The 23,835-nt window shown below is 49.1% G+C and carries 21 protein-coding genes; 3 read left to right on the top strand and 18 right to left on the bottom strand.

Annotated elements, in window-relative coordinates; all coding sequences use genetic code 11:
• Positions 1-31 precede the first annotated feature (31 nt).
• The 15 genes from dnaE to rpsB all read right to left on the bottom strand — a co-directional run bounded on the left by dnaE (position 32) and on the right by rpsB (position 17,223).
• Entirely contained in the window at positions 32-3,496 is a 3,465-nt protein-coding gene (gene dnaE / locus ACLBLI_RS05190) for a DNA polymerase III subunit alpha (protein ID WP_414830078.1), read from the bottom strand.
• 34 nt (positions 3,497-3,530) lie between these two features.
• Positions 3,531-4,103: a ribonuclease HII gene (gene rnhB / locus ACLBLI_RS05185; RefSeq protein WP_414830077.1), complete on the bottom strand. Its 573-nt coding sequence runs from the start codon at positions 4,101-4,103 to the stop codon at positions 3,531-3,533.
• Positions 4,096-5,250, bottom strand: coding sequence for a lipid-A-disaccharide synthase (lpxB, locus tag ACLBLI_RS05180; protein WP_414830076.1), 1,155 nt, complete (start codon positions 5,248-5,250; stop codon positions 4,096-4,098). The genes rnhB and lpxB overlap by 8 nt, the downstream gene beginning before the upstream one ends.
• A 1-nt stretch (position 5,251) precedes the next feature.
• Positions 5,252-6,022 carry an acyl-ACP--UDP-N-acetylglucosamine O-acyltransferase gene (gene lpxA, locus ACLBLI_RS05175; protein WP_414830075.1) on the bottom strand — a complete coding sequence of 257 codons (771 nt, stop codon included), beginning with the start codon at positions 6,020-6,022 and terminating at the stop codon, positions 5,252-5,254.
• Position 6,023: 1 nt separating this feature from the next.
• The gene (gene fabZ, locus ACLBLI_RS05170; RefSeq protein ID WP_218310885.1) at positions 6,024-6,473 is read right to left on the bottom strand and encodes a 3-hydroxyacyl-ACP dehydratase FabZ; all 450 of its coding nucleotides are present in this window, start codon (positions 6,471-6,473) and stop codon (positions 6,024-6,026) included.
• Between the two features lie 179 nt (positions 6,474-6,652).
• Positions 6,653-7,168, bottom strand: a complete 516-nt coding sequence (locus tag ACLBLI_RS05165) for an OmpH family outer membrane protein (RefSeq protein WP_414830074.1) — start codon at positions 7,166-7,168, stop codon at positions 6,653-6,655.
• A 54-nt stretch (positions 7,169-7,222) separates the two neighbouring features.
• The gene (gene bamA / locus ACLBLI_RS05160) at positions 7,223-9,697 is read right to left on the bottom strand and encodes an outer membrane protein assembly factor BamA (protein WP_414830073.1); all 2,475 of its coding nucleotides are present in this window, start codon (positions 9,695-9,697) and stop codon (positions 7,223-7,225) included.
• Between the two features lie 56 nt (positions 9,698-9,753).
• Positions 9,754-11,106 carry a sigma E protease regulator RseP gene (gene rseP, locus ACLBLI_RS05155; protein WP_414830072.1) on the bottom strand — a complete coding sequence of 451 codons (1,353 nt, stop codon included), beginning with the start codon at positions 11,104-11,106 and terminating at the stop codon, positions 9,754-9,756.
• Positions 11,106-12,287, bottom strand: a complete 1,182-nt coding sequence (gene ispC, locus ACLBLI_RS05150) for a 1-deoxy-D-xylulose-5-phosphate reductoisomerase (RefSeq protein WP_414830071.1) — start codon at positions 12,285-12,287, stop codon at positions 11,106-11,108. The genes rseP and ispC overlap by 1 nt, the downstream gene beginning before the upstream one ends.
• A complete protein-coding gene (locus ACLBLI_RS05145) occupies positions 12,287-13,150 on the bottom strand; it encodes a phosphatidate cytidylyltransferase (protein ID WP_414830070.1) in 864 nt (287 codons plus the stop codon). Before ACLBLI_RS05145 ends, ispC begins: the two co-directional genes overlap by 1 nt.
• 52 nt (positions 13,151-13,202) lie before the next feature.
• On the bottom strand, positions 13,203-13,982 hold the full coding sequence (gene uppS, locus ACLBLI_RS05140) for a polyprenyl diphosphate synthase (protein ID WP_414830069.1): 780 nt from the start codon (positions 13,980-13,982) through the stop codon (positions 13,203-13,205).
• An 8-nt stretch (positions 13,983-13,990) separates the two neighbouring features.
• Positions 13,991-14,548: a ribosome recycling factor gene (frr, locus tag ACLBLI_RS05135; RefSeq protein WP_414830068.1), complete on the bottom strand. Its 558-nt coding sequence runs from the start codon at positions 14,546-14,548 to the stop codon at positions 13,991-13,993.
• A gap of 18 nt (positions 14,549-14,566) precedes the next feature.
• Positions 14,567-15,307, bottom strand: coding sequence for a UMP kinase (gene pyrH, locus ACLBLI_RS05130; RefSeq protein WP_414830067.1), 741 nt, complete (start codon positions 15,305-15,307; stop codon positions 14,567-14,569).
• A gap of 189 nt (positions 15,308-15,496) precedes the next feature.
• The gene (gene tsf, locus ACLBLI_RS05125; RefSeq protein ID WP_414830066.1) at positions 15,497-16,369 is read right to left on the bottom strand and encodes a translation elongation factor Ts; all 873 of its coding nucleotides are present in this window, start codon (positions 16,367-16,369) and stop codon (positions 15,497-15,499) included.
• Positions 16,370-16,491: 122 nt separating this feature from the next.
• A complete protein-coding gene (rpsB, locus tag ACLBLI_RS05120; RefSeq protein WP_414830065.1) occupies positions 16,492-17,223 on the bottom strand; it encodes a 30S ribosomal protein S2 in 732 nt (243 codons plus the stop codon).
• A gap of 337 nt (positions 17,224-17,560) precedes the next feature.
• On the opposite strand from rpsB, the gene map reads away from it, so the two are divergent.
• The 3 genes from map to dapD all read left to right on the top strand — a co-directional run bounded on the left by map (position 17,561) and on the right by dapD (position 22,099).
• Complete coding sequence (gene map, locus ACLBLI_RS05115) at positions 17,561-18,355, top strand: type I methionyl aminopeptidase (RefSeq protein ID WP_414830909.1); 795 nt, start codon at positions 17,561-17,563, stop codon at positions 18,353-18,355.
• A gap of 271 nt (positions 18,356-18,626) precedes the next feature.
• Positions 18,627-21,278 carry a [protein-PII] uridylyltransferase gene (gene glnD / locus ACLBLI_RS05110; protein ID WP_414830064.1) on the top strand — a complete coding sequence of 884 codons (2,652 nt, stop codon included), beginning with the start codon at positions 18,627-18,629 and terminating at the stop codon, positions 21,276-21,278.
• A complete protein-coding gene (gene dapD / locus ACLBLI_RS05105) occupies positions 21,275-22,099 on the top strand; it encodes a 2,3,4,5-tetrahydropyridine-2,6-dicarboxylate N-succinyltransferase (protein ID WP_414830063.1) in 825 nt (274 codons plus the stop codon). The genes glnD and dapD overlap by 4 nt, the downstream gene beginning before the upstream one ends.
• A 185-nt stretch (positions 22,100-22,284) precedes the next feature.
• Here dapD and ACLBLI_RS05100 read toward each other — a convergent pair whose 3' ends face one another.
• Genes ACLBLI_RS05100 through ACLBLI_RS05090 form a run of 3 tightly spaced genes read right to left on the bottom strand, consistent with a single transcriptional unit; the run spans position 22,285 to position 23,795 of the window.
• The gene (locus tag ACLBLI_RS05100; RefSeq protein ID WP_414830062.1) at positions 22,285-22,737 is read right to left on the bottom strand and encodes a flavodoxin; all 453 of its coding nucleotides are present in this window, start codon (positions 22,735-22,737) and stop codon (positions 22,285-22,287) included.
• Between the two features lie 24 nt (positions 22,738-22,761).
• Complete coding sequence (locus ACLBLI_RS05095; RefSeq protein WP_414830061.1) at positions 22,762-23,490, bottom strand: pseudouridine synthase; 729 nt, start codon at positions 23,488-23,490, stop codon at positions 22,762-22,764.
• The gene (locus ACLBLI_RS05090) at positions 23,490-23,795 is read right to left on the bottom strand and encodes a YqcC family protein (RefSeq protein ID WP_414830060.1); all 306 of its coding nucleotides are present in this window, start codon (positions 23,793-23,795) and stop codon (positions 23,490-23,492) included. The genes ACLBLI_RS05095 and ACLBLI_RS05090 overlap by 1 nt, the downstream gene beginning before the upstream one ends.
• Positions 23,796-23,835: the final 40 nt, after the last annotated feature.

The following is a 23,835-nucleotide window of genomic DNA, read 5'->3' as shown; positions in this document are numbered from 1 at the left end:
TTATGCCTACCCTCGTCAGCGTTTCCGCGACCTAGTGATAGTGAATTCTGACTGCATCGTCGCCCAGACACTGTTTAAGATCATGTAAAAGCTGATCCTCCGGTGTCACATACCACTGCGCACCGCATGCCAGTGCCACTTCTGCATCGGGGTGTACAATCTCAATTTGTACCGGGCAACTTCCCCCATTGAATGACTGCAGTATCGTCTGAAGCGATGTCATGGTTTTTTCTTCACATCGTGTTGTATCGATGTGCAGAGCCAGCGCTTTCGCATTTTTCTCACGCGCCTGAATAATATCCATGGCATCTCGGGCGGTGATTGTATTGCCCCCCGAGAAATCATCAAAGCTGACCTGTCCTTTTATCAGCAAAATTCGGTCAGATTCCAGAATACTTTCAAATTGTTCGTACATATCCGGGAAAAACCTGACGTCCATTCTGGCGCTTTTATCGTCTAATGTCACGATAGCCCAACGACGACCTCGTTTATTGGTCATCACCCGCACACCAAGCACCAGTCCGACAGCGGTTGCCATCTGGTCTTTACCCGTGGGCTTTAAATCGACCAAACGTCCGTCCGAGTACTGACGAATTTCATCGGCATACTGGTTTATCGGATGGCCGGTCAGATACAACCCAAGCGTATCCTTTTCTCCCTCAAGCCAGACTTTCTCCGGCCACTGAGGCACGTCCGCAAACGCTTGTTCAACATCGTCTGGCTCTGTTGTCAGCAAACCAAACATGTCTGACTGACCAAACGACTCCGCTTTGGCATGTTGCCCCGCAGCAGCAATCGCCTCCGGCAACGATGCCATCAGTGCGGCACGGTGTGGGCCAAGGTTATCCATAGCTCCGGCCAACACCAGTTTTTCCAGTACCCGTTTGTTTACGCGCTTGATATCCACTTTAGCACAAAAATCAAACAAGTCAGAAAAGGCACCATGGGCCTCGCGGGCTTCAATAATCGCTTCAATCGGGCCTTCGCCCACGCCTTTGATAGCGCCGATGCCGTAAACAATACGCCCTTTTTCATCCACGGTGAACTTATAACGGCCTGTGTTCAGATCCGGCGGCAGAATTTCCAGCCCCATGCGACCGACCTCGTCGACCAGCGTCACAATCTTGTCAGTGTTGTCCATATCCGCCGACATCACGGCAGCCATAAACTCAGCAGGGTAATGTACTTTCAGCCACAGTGTCTGATAGGAAACCAGTGCATATGCAGCGGAGTGCGATTTGTTGAAACCATATCCGGCAAACTTTTCTACCAGGTCAAAAATTTTCATTGCCAGATCAGGATCGATATTGTTCTCTTTTGACCCTTCGGCAAAGACCGCCCGCTGTTTTTCCATCTCCTCGGGCTTTTTCTTACCCATTGCCCGGCGAAGCAGGTCGGCGCCACCTAATGAATACCCAGCCATTTCCTGGGCAATCTGCATGACCTGCTCCTGATACAGGATAATGCCGTACGTCGGTTCGAGAATTTCTTTTAAGCACTCGTGCTGGTATTCCGCATCCGGGTAGGAAATCTCCTCGCGACCGTGTTTACGATCGATAAAGTTATCCACCATGCCCGATTGCAGTGGGCCTGGGCGGAACAGCGCTACCAGTGCGATGATATCTTCAAAGCAGTCTGGCTTAAGGCGCTTAATCAGCTCTTTCATACCGCGCGATTCCAGCTGGAATACGGCAGTGGTTTCAGCGGCCTGCAGCGAGCGGAAGCTGCGTTTATCCTCCAGCGGGATCGCGCTGATATCAATATCCTTGCCTTGCCCCTCTTTGATCATATCCAGCGCCCACTGGATAATGGTCAAAGTACGAAGCCCCAGAAAGTCGAATTTCACCAGCCCGGCGGTTTCCACGTCGTTTTTGTCGAACTGGGTGACAGGGTTATTGCCTTCGTCATCACAATACAGCGGGGCAAAATCAGTGATTGTTGTCGGCGCAATAACCACGCCTCCGGCATGTTTACCGGCATTTCGGGTTACCCCTTCGAGAATGCGCGCCATGTCGATGAGATCTTTGACATCCTCATCGTCATTATATAGCTCTGGCAAACGCGGCTCGGCTTCAAACGCTTTGCCAAGGGTCATGCCGGGATCCGGCGGGATGAGCTTGGAAATTCTGTCGACAAAGCCATACGGGTGACCCAGCACCCGGCCGACATCCCGGACTACAGCTTTTGCTGCCATCGTCCCGAAAGTGATAATTTGCGATACCGCCTGACGCCCGTAAAGCTCAGCCACATGATCAATAACTTCATCACGACGATCCATACAGAAATCGACGTCGAAATCCGGCATTGATACCCGCTCCGGGTTCAGGAATCGTTCGAAAAGCAGGTCGAATTCAAGCGGGTCAAGATCGGTAATTTTCAGCGCATAGGCTACCAGTGAGCCGGCACCGGAACCACGTCCAGGCCCCACGGGCACGCCGTTATCCTTACTCCACTGGATAAACTCCATCACGATAAGGAAGTATCCGGGAAAACCCATTTGGTTGATTACTTCAAGCTCGATCTTCAGTCGCTCATCATAAGCAGGACGCATTTCCTGGCGCTTGTTCTCATCAGGAAACAAGAACTCCAGTCGCTCTTCCAGCCCTTCCTCTGACACTTTTACCAGAAAGTCTTCTGTGGTCATGCCGCCGGTAGGAAACTGCGGAAGAAAGTATTCTCCCAGGCGCACCGTTACATTACAGCGCTTGGCAATCTCGACGGTATTTTCTATAGCTTCCGGAATATCACTGAACAGTTCGACCATTTCTTCGGCAGTGCGCAAATACTGCTGGTCGCTGTAGCGTTTCGGCCTGCGGGTATCGTCAAGCGTATAGCCATCGTGGATCGCCACCCGAATTTCGTGCGCATCAAAGCCTTCGCGCTCCAAAAAGCACACTTCATTGGTGGCTACAACGGGTAAATCCCGCTGCTCTGCTAATTCGATAGCATGGTGTAAATAGTCTTCCTCTCCGGGTCTGCCGGTTCGGATCAGCTCCAGATAAAAGCGGTCAGGAAAATGCTGCTGATAGAATGAAACTGACTCATCCAGGATCTTGGCGTTGTTCTTCATCAGACCCACGCCAACGTCACCCTGCAGGCCGCCGGAAAGCACAATAACTCCTTCAGCATGTTCTGCCAGCCATGCCTGATCAATGGCTGGGCGATGACAAACATAACCACGTAAATATGCTTTTGAAATCAGCAGGGTAATATTTTTATAGCCTTCATTGTTCATCGCCAGCAAGGTCAGGCGGAACGGCTCATCGGCAAAGGTCTCATTGATAACCCAGAAATCGGTACCAATAATTGGCTTGATGCCGCGACTGTGGGCATCGGAATAAAACTTCACCAGACCACACATATTCATCTGGTCGGTAATTGCCACTGCGGGCATTTGCAGTTCTTCCACTTTGGCAAGGATAGGCTTGGTTTTGTTAAGCCCGTCCATCATGGAATAGTCACTGTGAACGCGTAAATGGATAAACGGCGACGACATGTCTTGCAGCACTCTTATTGTTCGTTGTTATCCGCTATTTTGCCGTGAGTACGGCCTGAACGGGTTTAAAACTCTGTCGGTAACACGGTAACACACCATGCTCAGCAAGCGCAGTGAAATGTGCTTTGGTTGGGTATCCTTTGTGGGCAGCAAAGCCGTATTGGGGATACGTTTTATCAAGTTCAAACATATCCGCATCGCGCTCTACCTTAGCCAGAATTGACGCTGCAGAAATCTCCGCATGCAGACTATCCCCTTTCACCACAGCTTCAGCCGCATATGACCAGTCCGGAACGCGATTGCCGTCCACTCTGACAAAATCCGGCGCCATTGATAGTCCTTCAACCGCACGGATCATTGCAAGCATTGTGGCATGCAGAATATTGAGCTGATCGATTTCCTGGGGGGTGGCCCGACCTATAGACCAGCATAGCGCATCGCGTTTTATGATTTCAGCAAAGGCATTGCGCTTTTTTTCTGACAGCTTTTTAGAATCTGTCAGCCCGTCAATGGGACGTGCAGGATCCAGAATCACGGCAGCGGTAACCACATCTCCAACAAGCGGACCACGGCCTACTTCGTCAACACCGGCAATGTATTTACCCACGAATTTCTCCTAATACCGCTTCTGCAGATACTTTATCCGCATCGCATTTCAGCGTGCTGTGGATGTCGGTAAAGATTCGGATAAGGTCAGTGTTATCTGATTGCAAATAATGCATAACATGGTCACACAAATTTTGCGGGTTCACCTCATCCTGCAGCAATTCAGGAATGAGACGCTGGTTCGCTAATAGATTGGGTAGCGCGAAATACGGCGCTTTATACAGCCACTGCATCATTCTGTAGGTCATAGGTGCTAATTCATAAGCAGCCACCATTGGTCGTTTGCACAGCATGGCCTCTAGCGTTGCGGTACCCGACGCGAGTAATATCGTATCGCTGGCAATCATTGCGTCGCGGCTTTGTCCTTGCAGCAAGGTGATTGATTCACGAGGTAAACTATCGTCGCAGTGGGCATTCAGAAAGCTGTCTATCTCTGATAGTCGATGCTCATTCACCGCCGGAATAACAAACTGACAATCTGCCTGACGTTGGCGAATGCATTTCATCGTCTCGACGAACACAGGTAACAGCGTAGCCACTTCCCCACGGCGCGAGCCAGGCAAGACCGCAAGTACAGGTTTACTGTCATCCAGATGCAGCAAGGCTCTGGCTTTTACCTGATCTGGCACCAAGGCCACAGCATCCGCCATGGTATGTCCCACAAACGTATAAGGTACGTCATATTTGTCGTAAACCGCTTGTTCGAAAGGGAATAAACCAAGTACCCGGTTTACCGCTGCTTTGATTTTGTGAATACGCTTTTCACGCCACGCCCACACCGTTGGGCTGACATAATGCACGGTAGGAATACCCTTCGCCTTCAACGCTTTTTCCACGCGCAGATTAAAGTCCGGTGCGTCTACACCGACGAACACGTCAGGGGGAAATTGTTCAAAGTGTGCTAGTAACGCTTTCTTTACTTTCAGGATTGCCGGAAGGTGAGACAACACTTCTACCAGTCCCATCACTGAAAGTGTTTCCATGTCAAACAACGAATGGCAACCGGCCGCCTGCATATTCGCACCGCCTATGCCTTCAATGATCGCATCGGGATGCTGGCGTTTTATCTCGGCAATCATGCCAGCGGCGAGCACGTCCCCTGAGGGTTCACCCGCCACCACACCAATTCGAAGTGGTTTGTCTGGCATGTTAACGAATGATACCGCGCTCGGCGTTTTTCAAAAACTCAACCAATGTAGCAACTTCCTGATTTTCTGAAGCAGCAGAAGTCAGCTTCTCTACAGCTTCGTCAATCGTATTACCCTCTCGGTAAATTGTCCGATAGGCACGTTTGATCTCCATAATGGTATCTTTGCCAAAACCGCGACGTCGCAGGCCTTCCGAATTAATTCCCTGGGGAATATGTTTATGACCGCTTACCATCACAAAGGGCGGCACATCACGAAGGATAATCCCACCTGCACCTAAAAAGGCGTGTGCGCCAACTTTGCAAAACTGATGTATACCCACCGCGCCACCGACAATCGCAAAGTTATCGATATGCACGTGGCCTGCTACAGCGGTATTGTTTGCCAGTATGATATCGTCACCCAACACACAATCGTGTGCCACATGCGCATTCACCATCAGCAGGTTGCGGGAACCGATGATGGTGACGCTCTCATCCTGCACGGTACCGCGATGAACGGTGACGCCCTCGCGAAACACGTTGTCATCACCAATCGTTAGTTCGGTGCGTTCACCGGCATATTTTTTATCCTGACAATCTTCACCGATAGAAGAAAACTGATAGAAAATATTGTTTTTACCTATTGTCGTTGGCCCGCGAACCACAACGTGAGACTTAAGCACGCAGTTATCGCCAATAACAACATCGTCATCAACAACACAAAAAGGGCCAACCGTGACATTTTTGCCCAACGTGGCCTTGTCAGATATCACGGCAGTAGAATGGATCACGTTATACTATCTCTCTGATTGCACACATAAATTCAGCGCTACACGCTTCCTTTCCATCGACGGTAGCCACACCTTTAAACTTCCAGATCCCTCTGCGCTCTTTCAAAAGTTGTATATCGAATTCCAGTTTGTCTCCCGGAACCACAGGGCGCTTAAATCGCGCGCAGTCAATGCCTGCGTACAAGTATAGCTGATCGTTCTTACCCATGGTCTTGAAACCAAGAACGCCAGCAGCTTGTGCCATGGCTTCTAAAATCATCACGCCCGGAAAAATAGGACGGCCGGGAAAGTGTCCGGTGAAACACGGTTCGTTAACCGTTACGTTTTTATAAGCCTGGATGGATTCACCCAAAACGTAATCTGTCACCCTGTCTATCATAAGAAAAGGGTAACGGTGGGGAAGAAGATCGAGGATTTCCTGAATATCAATGGTGTTGAGTGAATTGGCCAAAAGTTTCTCCTAATGCCACAACTTAAGCGCAAAGCCTTCCTCTGAGCCTCAGTTGCCAAACTATCTTAACGGCGGCAACCATACGCTTTTCCGTGTTAAAAACAAATCAGACCAACGCCTCACAGCGTTAGTCTGTTTGTGGATTCTACACTGAAAACGAGAATATCGTTCAGTCAGAATTAATTGGTTTTATCGACCTGCTGTAGCACTTTCTCTGACAGATCGTGTTCTTCTTTCGCGAAAGACACGGCGCCAGCGTTCAGTACTAGGTCATAACCTTCTTTAGCTGCCACTGCATCAATGGCTTGCTTGATCAGGCCCAGAAGTTTATTGCGTTCTTCATTGCTGCGGCGCTGTATATTTTGCTGTAGCGGCTGACCTTTTTCTGCCAGTTGCTCGCGCACATCAAGAATTTTTTGCTGCAGCTCTTTCTTTTCCTGCTCACTCATTGTAGCAGCATCACGCTGAAGGCGCTCAGCGAAGAACTGACCATCGCGCTGAAGTTGATTAACTTCTTCAATCTGGTCTTTAAATTCCATCTGGATGCTGTTTTGAATCTCAGCCGCCTGAGGCATTGCCTGAAACACACCCTGTACATCTACTACGCCGATTTTCTGCTCGGCCATAACCGAAGTACTTACTAGCGCACTACCTAACATCGCGGTCGCAACGATATGTTTTGCCAACTGTTTCAAAAGGAACTCCTTTTTTGTATGCGTCTTATTGTTACCGGTAAGTTACCGGGATAATTAGAATGTCTGTCCGATATTAAACGTGAAGAATTTTGCGTCATCGCCTTCACGTTCCTGAATTGCTCTCGAAAAACTGAAAACCATCGGACCCATTGGTGATATCCATTGTACAGAAATACCAGCGGAACTACGATACTGTGTCCAGTCTGAATAGTCCAACAGAATGTCCCGAGAGCTATAGGGTCTGAGGTCTTTATATCTGTTGTAATCAAACTCTGTATCCCAGACGTTACCCACATCAACGAACAGACTGGTTCGTACTGAATTATCCATGTCCTCTTCTACGAATGGCGTAGGGACGATTAACTCTACACCACCCAGTGCCATGGCATTCCCGCCCAGGCTCCGGCGTGAAATTCGAAGCACGTCGCGGGAAGGGTCTGCAGGATACTGCACGCCGTCCGGTCCGGTAATGGTGCCACTGGAAATTCGCTCGATACCCCGTGGCCCCACTGTGTTGTTTTCAAACCCGCGCAGCGTATCACTACCACCGGCCGTAAAGTTTTCCGTGAACGGCAGGATTTGCTCGTTGCCGTTGATATCGCCATACCCGTTACCGTAACCAAGACGTAATCTTGCCAGGAAAGACCAGCGTTGATTTCTGGACAGCGGGAAATACCACTTACCGTCAAAGATGGTTTTGAAATAATTTACGTCAGAGTTTGGCGTAGTAATGCTGAATGATGCGCGCTGCGTCGAGCCTGCGGTAGGGAAAAGTCCGCGGTTAAGCGTGCTTCGACTCCAGCTTACGCTCGCCAGATAGCTATGGTAGTTAATCGCCGCATCAGGATCGCTATTGTCGAGGAACTGATTATAAAACTGCTCGGTTTGCTCGTAATACCCGCGGTTAAACAACTCCACGTTCGAGTACGTAAGGCCAAAATTAATCCGGTTAAATTCGTTAATCGGATAACCGATATTCGCGCCGACAGACCACTGTTTCGAGTTGTATTGAATGACGTTAAAGTCAGAACCGTCAAACTCGGAATAACCAATGGTTCCCCCCAAACTGATTCCGTCGATGGTGAAGAAAGGGTCATTGTAAGTAATCTGTGCAGACTTTTGATAGGCCACAGTACTGACGTTGAAACCAATGCGCTTACCGGTCCCTAGGAAGTTATCCTGCTGGATCCCCGCCTGAAGGCTAAGTTTAGTACGATCACCGTAACCAATACCCGCATTGAACGAACCCGAGGGCTGCTCTTTTACATTAAAGTCAACGTCGACCTTATCGTCCTGGCCCGGGATACGGATAGTTTCAAATTCCACCTCTTCCATATAGGTCAGACGTGACAGGCTGTTTTTGGACGACTCCAACATGCCATTGGACAGCCACGCCCCCTCCATTTGCGAGACGTTCTGACGCAACACATTGTCGGCTGTGATCACATTACCGTTGAAGTTAATGCGGCGAACGTAAATGCGCTTACCGGGATCAACTGAGAGTGTCAGCTTAACGGTTTTATCTTCGTCGTTAATATCCGGAACGGTGGTAACCGTTGGATAGGCATAACCGAAGCGACCAAGATATTTACTGATAAATTCCTCGGTATAAGTCACTTCGGCCTGATTATACAGCTCACCCGGTGTCAGCGGCAGCACGCGCTCAATGTACTCTTCGTGGCCAAGCAGATCACCCACCAGCTCCACTTCAGAAATGGTGTACTGTTCGCCTTCGGTAACATTCAGCGCAATGTATATGCCCGACTTCTCCGGCGTCATCGACACCTGCGTCGAGTCGATATTAAAACGCAGGTAACCGCGGTCAAGATAGTAATTACGCAAGGTTTCCATGTCGCCCTGCAACGTCTGTTGCTGGTAGCGGGTTTCGGATAAGAAATCCCACCATGGTGTATCGTACTGAAGCTCCATGTCTTCCATAAGCTCAGTATCGGAGAATAGCTCGTTACCAACGATATTAATTTGCTGAATTTCAGCCGCATCACCTTCTTCGAACAATAACTTTAAGTCAACACGGTTTCGCGGCAATGGCGTCACAATCGCTGTCACATCGGCGTTGTATTTACCAATAGAATAGAAGAAATCTTTCAGTCCATTCTCGATAGACGCCAGCACGGTTTTGTCCAAAGGCTCGCCAACGCGAATACCATTGCCATCCAGGCTTTCCTGCAATTGCTCGTCTTTAATGTCATCATTGCCATCAAAAATGATGTTACTGATGGTGGGGCGCTCAGATACGCGTACAAGCAACGTATTGCCATCACGAAGAATTTCGACATTTTCGAAGTGAGTGGATGAATACAGAGAACGTATAAGCTGCGTTACCCTGAACGTATTCAGTTTGTCCCCAACCTGCACCGGAAGGTAGGTCAATGCGGCACCCAGTGCTACGCGCTGAAGACCTTCTACCCGGATATCATCGACAACGAATTCACTGTCTGATGTTGCAGCATTGGCAAAGCTAGCACTGGATAACATCATTCCGGCTGCTACTAACTGTTTTAACTTCATCTATTTTTCTTTTCCTGGCCGCGTTTGCTGTTAGCGTTATTCTTTTACCCGAGTATCTAAACTATGCGGGCTATATCATTAACGATAGCGAGTCCCATGATCATAAAGAGCAGAGCGCCACCGATCCTAAATCCCCATTCCTGTGTCGCTTCAGACACTGGCTTGCCGGTTATCCACTCAATGATGAAATACATCAGGTGGCCGCCATCAAGCATGGGCAACGGTATCAAATTTATAATGCCTAAATTCACACTGATTAAGGCGAGGAAGCTTAAGAAATAGGCCAGACCGTAGCCAGCACTGATCCCTGCTCCCTGAGCGATGGAAATGGGGCCGCTGAGATTTTTCACCGAGACATCACCGGTAATCAGCTTGCCAAGCATTTCAACGCTTAACGTCATCAGTCGCCAGGTTTTATCCATAGCGTTGGCAATCGCATCGATTGGACCATACTGATGAGTAAACACGTAACCTTCCGGCCACGGTTCTGAATTCGGACTGACACCCAGATAGCCATTCTGACCTTCCGGCGTATCGCGACGCGCAATGGTGGCATTGATCCGTTGCTCCTGTCCATCCCGAAGTACAGTTATCGTTACTGTTTCTCCCGGCATATCCGTGATCGTATCCACCAACGATTGCCAACTGGCGACATCGACGTCGTTCATTGCCAGTATCTTATCGCCAACCTGAATACCGGCTGACTCTGCCGGAGACCCTTCACCTATGTATGCTATTTCTAGCGTTGGCTGCGGTCTGAACGGGACGATACCCAAACTGTTTAAAGCAGACTCCTTATCAGGGTCAAAGTTCCAGTTTGACAGTGAAAGAGTCAGTGATTCCTGCTGATTGCCGTTTCTTTGTACAATGACGCGCGCTGAATCACTTCCTATTTGCGAAACCAATTCCATATTTACGGCTTCCCAGTCGGCTGTTTCGCGACTGCCTACCTGAATAATTTCATCACCCGCCTGCATGCCGGCGTCAGCAGCAATAGCCTGTTTAGTCACATCGCCCACTATCGGTTTAACGGTTTGTAACCCAACCAGATACATCACAAACAATGCGAATATCGCAAATAAGAAGTTTACGCCCGGCCCCGCGGCGATGATTGCCATTCGCTGCCCGACCGGCTTGTTATTAAAAGCCTTATCCTGCAACTCAGGCGGCACCTCATCAACGCGGCCATCCAACATGCGAACGTAGCCACCTAATGGGATAGCCGCGATCACAAACTCCGTGCCGTGGCGGTCAGTGCGGCGCCATAACGGCTTACCAAAGCCAATAGAAAACCGCTCTACTTTTACACCACAGCGCCGGGCAATGTAAAAATGCCCCCACTCGTGTACAGCAACCAGGATACCCAGTGCGACAATGAATGCCGCCAGGCTCCAGAAAAAGGAAAACACTATGAAAAACCTCTGATGATTTGTTGCGCGACTTCCCGGGCAGCGTGATCCTGCTCCAGAATCTGTTGGAGTGAGCAAACTGTCATAGGTTCCATCTTATTGAGCGTTTCTTCGTTCACTCTGGCGATATCGGTAAACCTGATTTGCTTATTGAGAAACGCCTCTACCGCCACTTCGTTGGCGGCATTGATGCGCGTGGTAGCTGCCTGCCCCGAGCGGCACGCATCTATGGCGAGCTTTAAATTGGGATAACGTGCCATACACGGCGTATCGAAAGTGAAGCTCGCGATTTTACTAAAGTCGAGCCTCTCAACGCCGGCATCAATTCGCTGCGGCCAGGCCAGGCCGTAGGCGATCGGTGTGCGCATGTCCGGATTGCCCATTTGCGCAATCACCGACCCATCCACATACTGCACCATAGAATGGATCATGCTCTGTGGATGCAACACCACGGTGATGTCATCGGCACTCGCACCAAACAGCCAGCATGCTTCGATAAACTCCAGGCCTTTATTCATCATAGTGGCGGAGTCGACGGTAATTTTTCGGCCCATATCCCAGTTGGGATGATGGCAGGCCTCTTCTACCGTTATATCTTTGAAGGTAGAAATATCACGTTCCCTGAACGGGCCACCCGAACCGGTTAACAGAATGCTGGATATACCGGAAGCGTGCAGGTCTCCGTACTCAAAATCCTGGGGTAAACATTGAAAAATCGCATTATGTTCGCTGTCGATAGGCAAAATGGTGGCGCCGGATTGTCTTGCAGCATCGATGAACAGCGCGCCGGACATGACCAGTGCTTCTTTATTTGCCAGCAAGACTTTTTTAGCCGCTTTTACCGCTGCAAGTGTCGGAATGAGACCCGCGGCACCGACGATGGCAGCCATGACAATATCCACTTCTGGGGCACTGGCTACTTCTTCCAACGCTCGCTGACCGCAAAGAATATCAGCGGTCACACCGTAACGTGCGGCCAGTTGCCTGGCGTTGTCAAACAGACTTTCATCAGCCACTACCACAAATCTTGGCGAGCAGGCCTTGGCCTGCTGCATTAACAGGTCCAGCTGACTGTTACCGGTAATAGCAAACACCCGATAATCATCAGGATGTCGTGAGATGACATCCAGCGTGTTACATCCAATAGAGCCGGTAGCTCCTAACACTGTGACTGTCTGCATTACGCCATCCAGGTAACATAGCAAAACGCAAATACCGGAAACGCGGCGGTAAGGCTGTCAATACGATCCAACACGCCGCCATGGCCAGGCAAAATTCGTCCACTATCTTTGATACCAGCACAACGCTTTAGCATACTTTCATTCAAATCGCCCAGCGCCGATACTGCTACCGTTACCCCGCCTATCAGCAGGTGAAGCCAGATCCGGGACGGCTCTACCTGATAGTGCAGAGCGGCAAAAGCAATAATGGCAAATGACGCTGCAATACCACCCAACAACCCTTCAAGAGATTTACCCGGTGAGACATTTGGTCGTAGTTTATGACGGCCGAACTTCACGCCGACAAAGAATGCGCCAATATCCGCCGCCCAGACTATGCCTAACACATAAAAGATTAATGACGCTCCATAGAAGGGATCGACATCATGCAAACTGGTGCGTAGTGCGATAACTGCCACCCAGGTAGGGATCAGCGTTAAAAAACCAAACAGCGTTCTGACGCTGCGACTGTTGCGCCACAAAGCTGTGTATTTAGGGTACGCCAATACCATGATCAGCGACGCGGCCCACCACACGATAGCGAGGCCAAGTATCACTCGATAAAACCAGTGCAACTGGCCCTGATACCATATCATAGAAGAATCAACGGCCAGCGTCAGAAGTATGCAGATCACGAAGGTCGCAATCATATAGAGAATTTTTTTCGGGCGCTCAGTAATGCCCGACATATTTGCCCACTCGTAGCCACCCAACGCGACTACGCCGGCGATGGCCAGTTCAAACCACCATATTGGTAAAAACAGAATGGCCATCAAGGCCAGTGGTGCAAGAATCAGTGCTGTTATTATTCGTTGTTTTAGCATAGTAGGCTTTCAGCTCCTGTCGTCAGGCCTTATATTGTGCCTCGGCACAGGGCTAGCTTTGAACTGTGGCGACCTGCTCACCGGTCAGACCAAAGCGACGCTGGCGAACATTATAATCATCTACGGCCAGTTGGAACACCTCTTCGGTAAAGTCCGGCCACAACACATCGCTAAAGTACAGCTCCGCATACGCACACTGCCATAGCAAGAAATTACTGATGCGATGCTCGCCACCGGTACGAATCAGCAGATCCAGTTCCGGCAACGATGCGGTTGAGGTAAAAGAATTGAATACTGCCTCGGTGATATCATCACGCTGGAGTTCACCATTGCTAACCGCCTCTGCGACAGACTTTGCTGCATTAACAATATCCCAGCGCCCGCCGTAGTTAGCTGCGATATTTAATACCAAATCCTGATTGTCTTCGGTCATGGCCTCAGCTTTGCGGATTTTTTCCACCAGCTTGCTGTCGAAAGCATCCACATCGCCTATCACTTTCAGGCGAACACCATTTTTATGCAATCGCTTCGCTTCGCTGTTTAACACCAGATTAAACAGCTCCATCAACACACTCACCTCTTCTTCAGGCCGCTTCCAGTTTTCACTGGAGAACGCAAAGAGTGTTAAGGACTTGATGCCGGTACGCCGGGCAAAACGGACCACCGCGCGCACCGACTCCACTCCGGCTTTATGACCAAAGGTTCGAATTTTCCCTTTCTTTTGCGCCCAGCGACCGTTTCCATCCATAATAATGGCTACGTGCTGAGGGCCGGCTACACCGGCCTGCACCTCAGGCGTCGCTGCTTTTGCGCTAGACCGCTTTCCTAACATGACGTTATTTATACTTCCATCAGTTCTTTTTCTTTATCCGAAAGCATCGAGTCTACCTTCTTGATAAAATCATCAGTAATTGACTGAATATTCTCTTCCGCTGCGCGGCTTTCATCTTCACTGATTTCTTTTTCTTTCAACAGCTCTTTCACATCACTGTTTGCATCACGACGAATATTACGGATAGAGACTCGGCCCTGTTCTGCTTCATTTCGTACCACACGGATCAGATCTTTACGACGCTCTTCTGTCAGCGGCGGTAAAGGAATACGAATCGTGGTGCCAGCACTCATTGGGTTTAAGCCCAAATCCGCCTGCATAATCGCTTTTTCGACTGCCTGTATTGCACTTTTGTCAAACACGGTCAGAGCCAGCGTGCGGCTGTCTTCAGCAATCACGTTTGCCACCTGCTTTAACGGTGTATCCACACCATAATAAGGGACCTGAATGCCATCCAGCAAACTGGGGTGCGCGCGACCCGTCCTAATTTTACTGAACTGACTTTTCAGTGCTGTGATACTTTTTTCCATACGCTCTTGCGCATCTAATTCAATTTCATCAATCACAATCGTGTTCCTATTTTTTTAATTAACGCTTTCTGCGTGATCAATCAGGGTACCTTCTGGCTCACCCATTACAACCCGCTTCAGGCATCCCGGCTTGTTCATGTTAAACACACGAATGGGCAAACTGTGGTCACGGGCAAGGGTAAAGGCTGACAAGTCCATTACCTTAAGCTCTTTTTCAAGCACTTCCTGATACGTAAGAGAACTGTATAGCGTGGCGTCCGGGTTCTTTACCGGATCATCGCTGTAAACACCGTCAACTTTGGTGGCTTTTAATACTGCATCGGCTTCAATTTCGATACCCCGAAGACAGGCAGCTGAATCGGTGGTAAAGAACGGGTTGCCGGTGCCGGCGGCAAAGATAACGACGCGACCGGATTTAAGCAGGCTGATAGCTTCTGCCCAGTTGTAAGCATCGCACACACCATTTAGTGGAATAGCAGACATCAGGCGGGCATTCACAAATGCACGATGTAAAGCGTCGCGCATTGCCAGTCCGTTCATCACCGTTGCTAACATGCCCATATGGTCGCCTACTACGCGGTTCATGCCAGCTTTCGCCAGCCCTTCACCACGGAACAGGTTGCCACCACCTATTACCAATCCGACTTGCACACCCAGTTCAACCAGTTCTTTGATTTCCTGCGCCATACGATCGAGGACTTTCGGATCAATACCAAAGCCTTCTGACCCCATCAGGGCTTCACCACTAAGCTTTAGTAAAATGCGTCGGTATGCAGATTTAGGTGTGATACTCATTGTTTGATTTGTCCTCATGAACTCGGCTTGTCCTATGCTTCTTAGAGGAAAACATAGGACAAACCGACTCTTCACTTTACTTCTGCTCCGATAAGCCGAAAAGTGTGAGCCTTACTTATAAAAAAGCACCTCCGAAGAGGTGCTCGTAGTGTATCCGACAATCGCAGATTGCAAAAGTCAAACGCCCAATTATTTCTTGGCCGCTTCCATCTGCGCTGCAACTTCTGCCGCGAAGTCCTCAGATTTTTTCTCGATACCTTCACCCACTTCAAAACGGATGAAGTTAATAACGTCTGCGCCTTTGCTTTTCAGCAATTCAGCAACGCTGATTGAAGGATCTTTCACGAAAGGCTGACCTGTCAGGCTCACTTCGCCGGTGAATTTCTTCATACGACCAGCAACCATTTTCTCAGCGATTTCCGCTGGCTTACCAGACTGGATTGCGATTTCGATCTGGATTTCTTTTTCCTTCTCGACCACTTCTGCAGGAACGTTTTCAGGCTTAACGAACTGCGGGCTTGCTGCTGCAACGTGCATTGCTACGTCTTTCGCCAGCTCTTCGTCACCACCTTCCAGGATTGCGATAACGCCGATACGACCGCCGTGCACATATGCACCCAGGTTGTCGCCTTCAACGTTGATAACGCGACGAGGAGAAATATTTTCGCCGATTTTCGCAACCAATGCTTCACGCACTTCGCTGACTTTACCACCTTCAACTTCAACGTCCATCAGCGCGTCGATGTCGTTAATGTTGTTTTCAGCGGCGGCGTTGATAACCAGGTTACCGAACTTCAGGAAGCTGTCGTCACGTGCAACGAAATCAGTTTCACAGTTCAGCTCAAGCATTGTCGCCTGGTTGCCTTCCACTTTAGTCAGGATCACACCTTCAGCGGCGATACGGCCAGCTTTTTTAGCGGCTTTAGCCTGACCCGATTTACGCATGTTCTCGATGGCCAGTTCGATGTCACCATCGGTTTCAACCAGAGCTTTTTTACAATCCAACATGCCCGCGCCGGTACGCTCACGCAGTTCTTTAACTAGTGCTGCAGTCACTGCCATTTTTCAATTCCTCAGCATTAAAATGAATTTGATAGGAAAAGGGGCGATTGCGCCCCTTAAAACACGTTCAATGTAGCGCTGCCATAAGTCTGCACTATGACAACACATCATCGTGTCGTTGCTTACTCAGCCGCTTCTACGAAGTCGTCTTGTTCAGCTTGTACTTCCAGGTTGCTTTCACGACCGCTGTTTACAGCGTCGGCAGCAGCTTCCAGGTACAGTTGGATAGCGCGGATCGCGTCATCGTTACCTGGGATGATGTAGTCAACGCCATCTGGGTTAGAGTTAGTATCAACAACACCTACTACTGGAATACCCAGGTTGCGCGCTTCTGTAACAGCGATGTGCTCATGGTCAGCATCGATTACAAAAATTGCATCAGGCAGACCGCCCATGTCTTTAATACCACCCAGGCTGTTTTCCAGCTTGTCCATTTCACGCTGAAGCATCAGAGCTTCTTTCTTGGTCAGCTTTTCGAACGTACCGTCTTGGCTTTGTTGCTCAAGATCTTTCAGACGCTTGATTGACTGGCGAACTGTTTTCCAGTTTGTCAGCATGCCGCCCAACCAACGCTTGTTCACGTAGAACTGGTCACATTTTACCGCTGCGTCTTTTACCGCTTCACCCGCAGCACGCTTGGTACCAACGAACAGGATCTTACCTTTCTTAGCGGCAACGCCAGACAGGTAGTTAAGTGCGTCGTTGAACAGAGGTACTGTTTTTTCAAGGTTGATGATATGAACTTTGTTACGAGCACCAAAGATGTAAGGTTTCATCTTAGGGTTCCAGTAACGGGTTTGGTGACCGAAATGCACGCCGGCTTTCAGCATGTCACGCATAGAAACATTAGCCATTTTAATTTCCTCTTGGGGTTAGGCCTCCATACACCCTTTGTATCGATCCGCTTACGCAGACACCCCGATAAAAAGTCACAGTGTATGTGTGTTTTATTAATAGATTCGTACCTTTACCAGGCCTGTTTAAAAACCGGAGTTTTTTTGACAGTCTTCGAAGGCGGGCGCTTTATACCATGACATGCCATTAAACACAAGTATTCAAACACCATTTCGCCTCGCTGAAAGCCCATCGACTATACAGCGGCAGCCTTTACCGTTACCATATTGTTCATCAACGGCGCACGGCAAGTAGAGCTGCGTGCGCAAACCGTTTTATCTGATATCGAGGGTCACAGTGGCTGCTATTATCAAAACCGCTGAAGAAATTGAGAAAATGCGTATTGCTGGCAAGCTTGCCTCTGACGTATTAACCATGATCACGCCACATGTAAAAAAAGGCGTCACAACTGACGAATTGAATACGATTTGCCACGACTACATTGTCAATGAACAAAAAGCGGTTCCGGCCCCATTAAATTATGGACATCCGCCGTTTCCTAAATCTATTTGCACGTCGGTGAATCACTGTATTTGTCACGGCATTCCGTCTGACAAAAAGTTAAAAGACGGTGATATTATTAATATTGACGTTACCGTAATAAAAGACGGCTACCACGGTGATACATCAAAAATGTTTATTGTGGGTAAACCCAGTATTCTCGCTGAGCGCCTGGTGCGCGTCACGCAGGAAGCACTTTACAATGCCATCAAGCTGGTCAAGCCTGGCGCAACACTGGGTGATATCGGTCATGCCTGCCAAACGCACGCAGAGTCGCATAACTATTCAATTGTGCGTGAATACTGCGGTCACGGCATTGGCGCCGGCTTTCACGAGGAACCGCAGATTGTTCATTATGGTCGCCCAGGCACAGGAGATGTTCTGGAGCCGGGCATGTGCTTTACCATCGAACCGATGGTCAATGCCGGCAAACGTTACTCTAAAGTGTTGCCAGACCAGTGGACCGTGGTAACCAAGGATCGCAGCCTTAGTGCGCAATGGGAACACACATTACTGGTAACTGAAGACGGTGTCGAAATTCTCACGCTTCGTGAAGAAGAAGATATTCCGCGCGTGATCAGCCATAGCTAAAGCGGTTGGCGGGGTATTATCCCCGCCACTGCATTTTTGCTGATCCACAGCGTGTGGCAGATTTATCCCCTTCACATACATAATGTGACAAATGTGCCGTCGTCACCAAGTTCATTTCCGTCGTTCATTCCCCTCTCTCTGCCTAATATTATTTTTTCATATCTATTCACTTTTTGGTGCTGCTTATGCGCCACTTTGGCACTGCGAATTTTATTTAATTCATGCTATGGTTCAGAGCGTTTTTCTTTGAAGTAACGACAAAAGGCAAATTTTGACTCTGCAATCTGTAATAGAACAAGTAGACACCATTACCAGCGTCGATGACCTGCCTGCTATCAAGCAATGTGTCAATAACAGTTATGACTGGCTGAAAACCTCATTCGACACCATCCCGGTAAACCAGCTTGTCACCGGCCGCGCTCAGTTTGTCGATGCGCTGCTTTGCCATTTATGGGAGTTGTTTGGACTGACATCAGAGCAGGAGCTGGCACTTTGTGCAGTAGGTGGATATGGACGAGGCCATTTACAGCCGTATTCTGACATCGATTTACTGATCGTCAGTAAAAAGCCGCTTCCACAAGATGCGCAGGAAAAGGTCGGACAGTTTATTACTCTGCTGTGGGACATTAAGCTTGACGTCGGGCAGTCAGTCAGAACCATAAAAGAAACCGTGAAACTGGCAAAAGAAGATATTTCAATAGCCACCAATCTGGTAGAGAGTCGATTGCTTTGTGGCAGCGAAGCTGTCTTTGAAAAGTTGTGGGAAGAAGTTAACGGCCGTAATACCTGGACCAGTAAGGCTTTTTTTGCTGCCAAATATGATGAGCAGCAAGCCCGTCACGCAAAATTCAATGGCACTGCCTACAACCTGGAGCCAAACGTCAAAGAGAACCCGGGATGCTTACGGGATATCCAGTCTATTGGCTGGGTAGCGAAGAAACACTTTAAAGAATACGACGGCTGGAATCTGGTAGGTCACGGTTATTTCACCGAACAGGAACACAGCGAGCTTATTACCTGTCGCATGCATTTGTGGAAGATCCGCTGCGCCCTTCACCTGGTAGCCGGTCGCAGCGAAAACCGTTTGCTGTTTGATTATCAGCCCGATGTCGCTGCCATGCTTGGCTATGGCGATGAGGGCAAGCGCTCTGTTGAAAAAATGATGCGTGATTTTTTCCGTGTGGTGCGACGCGTATCCGAGCTTAACCGAATGCTGTTACAACGCTTCAGTTACGACATGCTTAACCAGTCCGTTCAGCACACGCTGCACATCAATGACGAGTTTAGCCTGCTCGACAATATGATTTCGCCACGGCACGACAACGTGTTTAACAGTCCGGAAGCCATACTCGATTTCCTCATGTTAATCGCTAACACGCCTGAGGTGAAAGGCCTGGACACAGACTGTATCAGACAACTTCGAGATGCCCATCGCGCCTTTGAAACCGAATACTTCGTAGAGCGTGAAGCCTGTCGTGACAAACTTATTGCACTGTTTCGTCACCCTAAATTTTTTGACTTTGCATGGGACATCATGCACCAATACGGCATCTTACAGGCGTATCTGCCACAGTGGGATGCCATTGTGGGCATGATGCAGTTTGATTTGTTCCATGCCTATACCGTAGATGAACATACGCATCGTCTGGTAAAACACGTTAATCACTACTTCTCAAAAGAGAATAAAGCATTTCCCCGCTGCGGACGCATTTGCCGTAACCTCGACAAGCCTGAGATTTTATATATTGCCGCTATATTCCACGATATTGCCAAAGGCAGAAACGGTGATCACTCTACCCTGGGCGCACAAGATGTGCTGGACTTCTGTGAACTTCATAAGATCCCCAGCGACGACGCGCACCTTATCAGCTGGCTGGTAGAGAATCATCTGTTGATGTCAGTCGTTGCACAGCGACGGGATATCTACGATCCGGATGTGATCAACGAATTTGCCGGCGCAATGCGAAGTCATACCCATCTGAATTTGCTGTATACGCTCACCCTGGCCGACATTCGCGCTACCAATGACAATTTGTGGAACGACTGGAAAGCGTCGTTGCTTCGTGAACTATATCTGATGACGCAAAAAGCGCTGGATAATGGTCTGCAGTGTCAGGTCACACTAAACGAACGTGTGGAAACTCACAAACAGCTTGCGAAACAGGCATTGTCAGAACAAGGCGCCGATATGGACGCGGTAAACATGCTGTGGGCGCGGCTGGACGACGATTATTTCGTGCGTTTCAAGCCTGCGCAAATTGCGTGGCATACCCAGGAGATTATTAACGCACAGGCAGACTGGATGAGCGCCGATGATACGCGTTTACTGGTAAGAGCGAATGACGGAAGCGCCAAAGGCGGGACCGAAATCCTGATATACGGTAAGGATCGCAAAGCGCTGTTTGCGCAGGTCGCATCGGTACTGGATAGTCGCAATTGTTCTATACACGACGCCCATATCACCGTTACCCGCGATGGTTATGTCTTTGACAGCCTTCTGGTACTGGAAAATGATGGGTCACGGCTGTCATCAGAATCGCGCATCAAAACACTGGAAAAAGCCATTTACGAACAGCTTGAGAAGCCTGGACGGGCGCATGACAATAAGCGTAAACTGCCGCGTCAAATGCGTCAGTTAGACGTTCCCACCAAGGTTCGCTTTTTTACCGTTGGCGACGATGCCACCTTAGTCGAACTTGAAGCGCTGGATGCGCCCGGGATCCTGGCAAAAGTCGGACATGCCTTTGTAGACTGCCAGGTCACGCTAAAACTTGCTAAAATCGCCACCATCGGCGAACGCGCAGAAGATATATTTATTGTCAGCAATGATGCTGGCAAAGCATTAACCCAGGAACAGCAGGTGGCGCTGAAAAAGCAAATCCTGTTTAAACTCGATCAACTTGAAGATATCACCATACCATGAATGAATTGAAAGCCATTATCGAAGATGCCTTTGAAAACCGTGACGCCATCAGCCCATCTGCGGCACCTGAAGAGGTCAGAAAAGCAGTATCTGATGCCATTGAGATGCTCAATACAGGGAAAGCCCGGGTTGCTGAGAAAATTGCCGGGGAATGGGTGGTTCATCAGTGGCTAAAAAAGGCTGTGCTACTCTATTTCCGTCTTCACAACAATAAACTTATTGATGGTGCTGAAAGCCAGTTTTACGACAAGGTTCCGCTGAAATATACCGATTACACGGAAGCACAGTTTGCAGCAGAAGGCGCACGTATTGTGCCACCGGCTGCCGTGCGAACCGGTTCTTATGTTGGCAAAAATGTCGTTGTAATGCCGTCATACGTCAATATTGGCGCGTATGTCGATGAAGGCTCGATGGTTGATACCTGGGCTACGGTTGGGTCTTGTGCGCAAATTGGCAAGAACGTACACCTTTCTGGCGGCGTAGGTATAGGCGGTGTGCTGGAGCCACTTCAGGCCAACCCTACTATCATTGAAGACAATTGCTTCATCGGTGCGCGCTCAGAAATTGTTGAGGGTGTTATTGTTGAAGAAGGCGCGGTGATTTCGATGGGCGTATACATCGGCCAAAGCACCCGTATTTATGATCGGGAAACCGGTGAAGTGCACTATGGCCGCGTGCCAGCTGGTTCAGTAGTGGTGCCAGGTAACTTGCCAGGCAAAGACGGCAGCTATAGTTTGTATGCTGCGATCATCGTGAAGAAAGTGGATGCGAAAACCCGCGCGAAAGTGGGAATCAACGCCCTGCTGAGAAGTGCAGAGTAATTTTTGAGTACAAAAAGGCGGCGTGTAGCAACACGCCGCTTTTTTATTCCGTGTTTCACTTACCAGCGTGCCGTGACCACACGCCAAGATAGCGATTCGGCAGAAAGTAGTCTGCACTTAATTTTTGCATCAGACTCAACCTCCATGCTTCTATTGACGCGTTGACTGGCACGGGTTCGAATTGACTATACGCCGTATAGTTTATCTTTTATACCCATCACCCAATCGGTAACGTCTTTTTCAGGCTCCAGTGTCTCAATTGCATCGACTTCCAGCATATCAGCCACTGCATTGCCCTGTAGCTCGGTTAATAATTCATGAAAATGTCTGCCACCGCCACAGTATGTCTCGCCATAACTACTGTCTCCCAGTGCCGCAACGGCGAAAGGTTTGTCGGTCAAAAGCGGAAACTCGTCTTTTAAATCTGAATAGACAAACTCCAGATTCGGGGGAACATCGCCCTGCCCCGTCGTTGAGGTAACCACCAAAATGGCATCTGCATCGGTAAAGTCAGATACATCAGGATCACTTAACAGCTCACATTCATGCCCTGCGTCTTTTAAGTTTTTCTCTACCTCTTCTGCGGCATGCTGCGCATTACCGTATACTGTACCGACAAAAATTTTCAGTGTTGTCATGTATACCTCAATTTGATAATTAAATTAGTCTACCTGCCAGGGTTGCCAGCGATTAAGCAATGTTTGCATCGCCTCATGTACAGGGGACGTTATTTCCATCCACCTCCCGCTATCGGGATGGAAAAATCCCAGTTGTGTACAACTTAAGGCCAAATTTTCAAATGTAAACGTCTCGCGGAGAAATTTGTTTTGTTTACCGTCACCATGGGTGGTGTCTCCGAGTATAGGATGACGAATATGTGCACAGTGACGACGTAACTGATGTTTGCGCCCGGTTCTCGGCGATAACTGTACTAACGAAAATCTTGATGTTGCATATCGACCAGAGGGATATGGCAGCTCAAAGCGATGGATTGCGGTGTACTCGGATTGCGCAGACTGTGGCGCTAGCTGTCGCTTTTTATCTTTATCAGCGAATTTATCGTAACGGTATTTAAGCGGATAGTCGATAAACCCGGTGCCGCGCATATGACCTCTGACAACAGCGGCATAGTGCTTTTTGACCTGCTTTTGCATTAGCTGGGTCCCCAGCTGACTCGCGGTATCACCAGAATAAGTGAAAAGTAGTACACCGGACGTTGGCCGGTCCAGACGATGCACCGGAAACACATGGCGGCCAATCTGATCGCGTAGCTGCTGGACAGCAAACCGCGTTTCCTTTTTGTCGATAGGGCTTCGATGCACCAGAAGGCCAGGCGGCTTATTTATCGCGATGAGCGACTCGTCCTGATAAAGGATTGTTAACTCACTCATCAGGGTTGCTCTGCCGCCAGCGCATCAAGTAGCCTGAGAACTTGTATAATGGTAACCTGCTCCGGCAAGTACACTTCAGCTGCAGGCGCGACCTGCATCGCCCTGGGCAAGGTGTGTTGCTTATGTATTAAGTCGCGTAGCCGGGGCAAATAAATAAACTGCAGCCACTGCTCAAACGCCATTGTATCTGCGGCAAATGGTACCTGACTCTTCAATGGCTCATCACCGATTGCCTTCTCTGACCATAACGCTTCACGTTTAAGCTGAACTTCTAACTTGTTTAACAGCGCTAGTGCATTGTCCATGAACTACCTGAGATCGTTTTGATGGTGTGAATTAAACGCG

Source organism: Alteromonas sp. H39, assembly GCF_047556435.1.
Lineage (GTDB): Bacteria > Pseudomonadota > Gammaproteobacteria > Enterobacterales > Alteromonadaceae > Alteromonas.
Note: the sequence above shows the minus strand (reverse complement) of the source record. Positions and strands in the feature narration are given on the sequence as shown.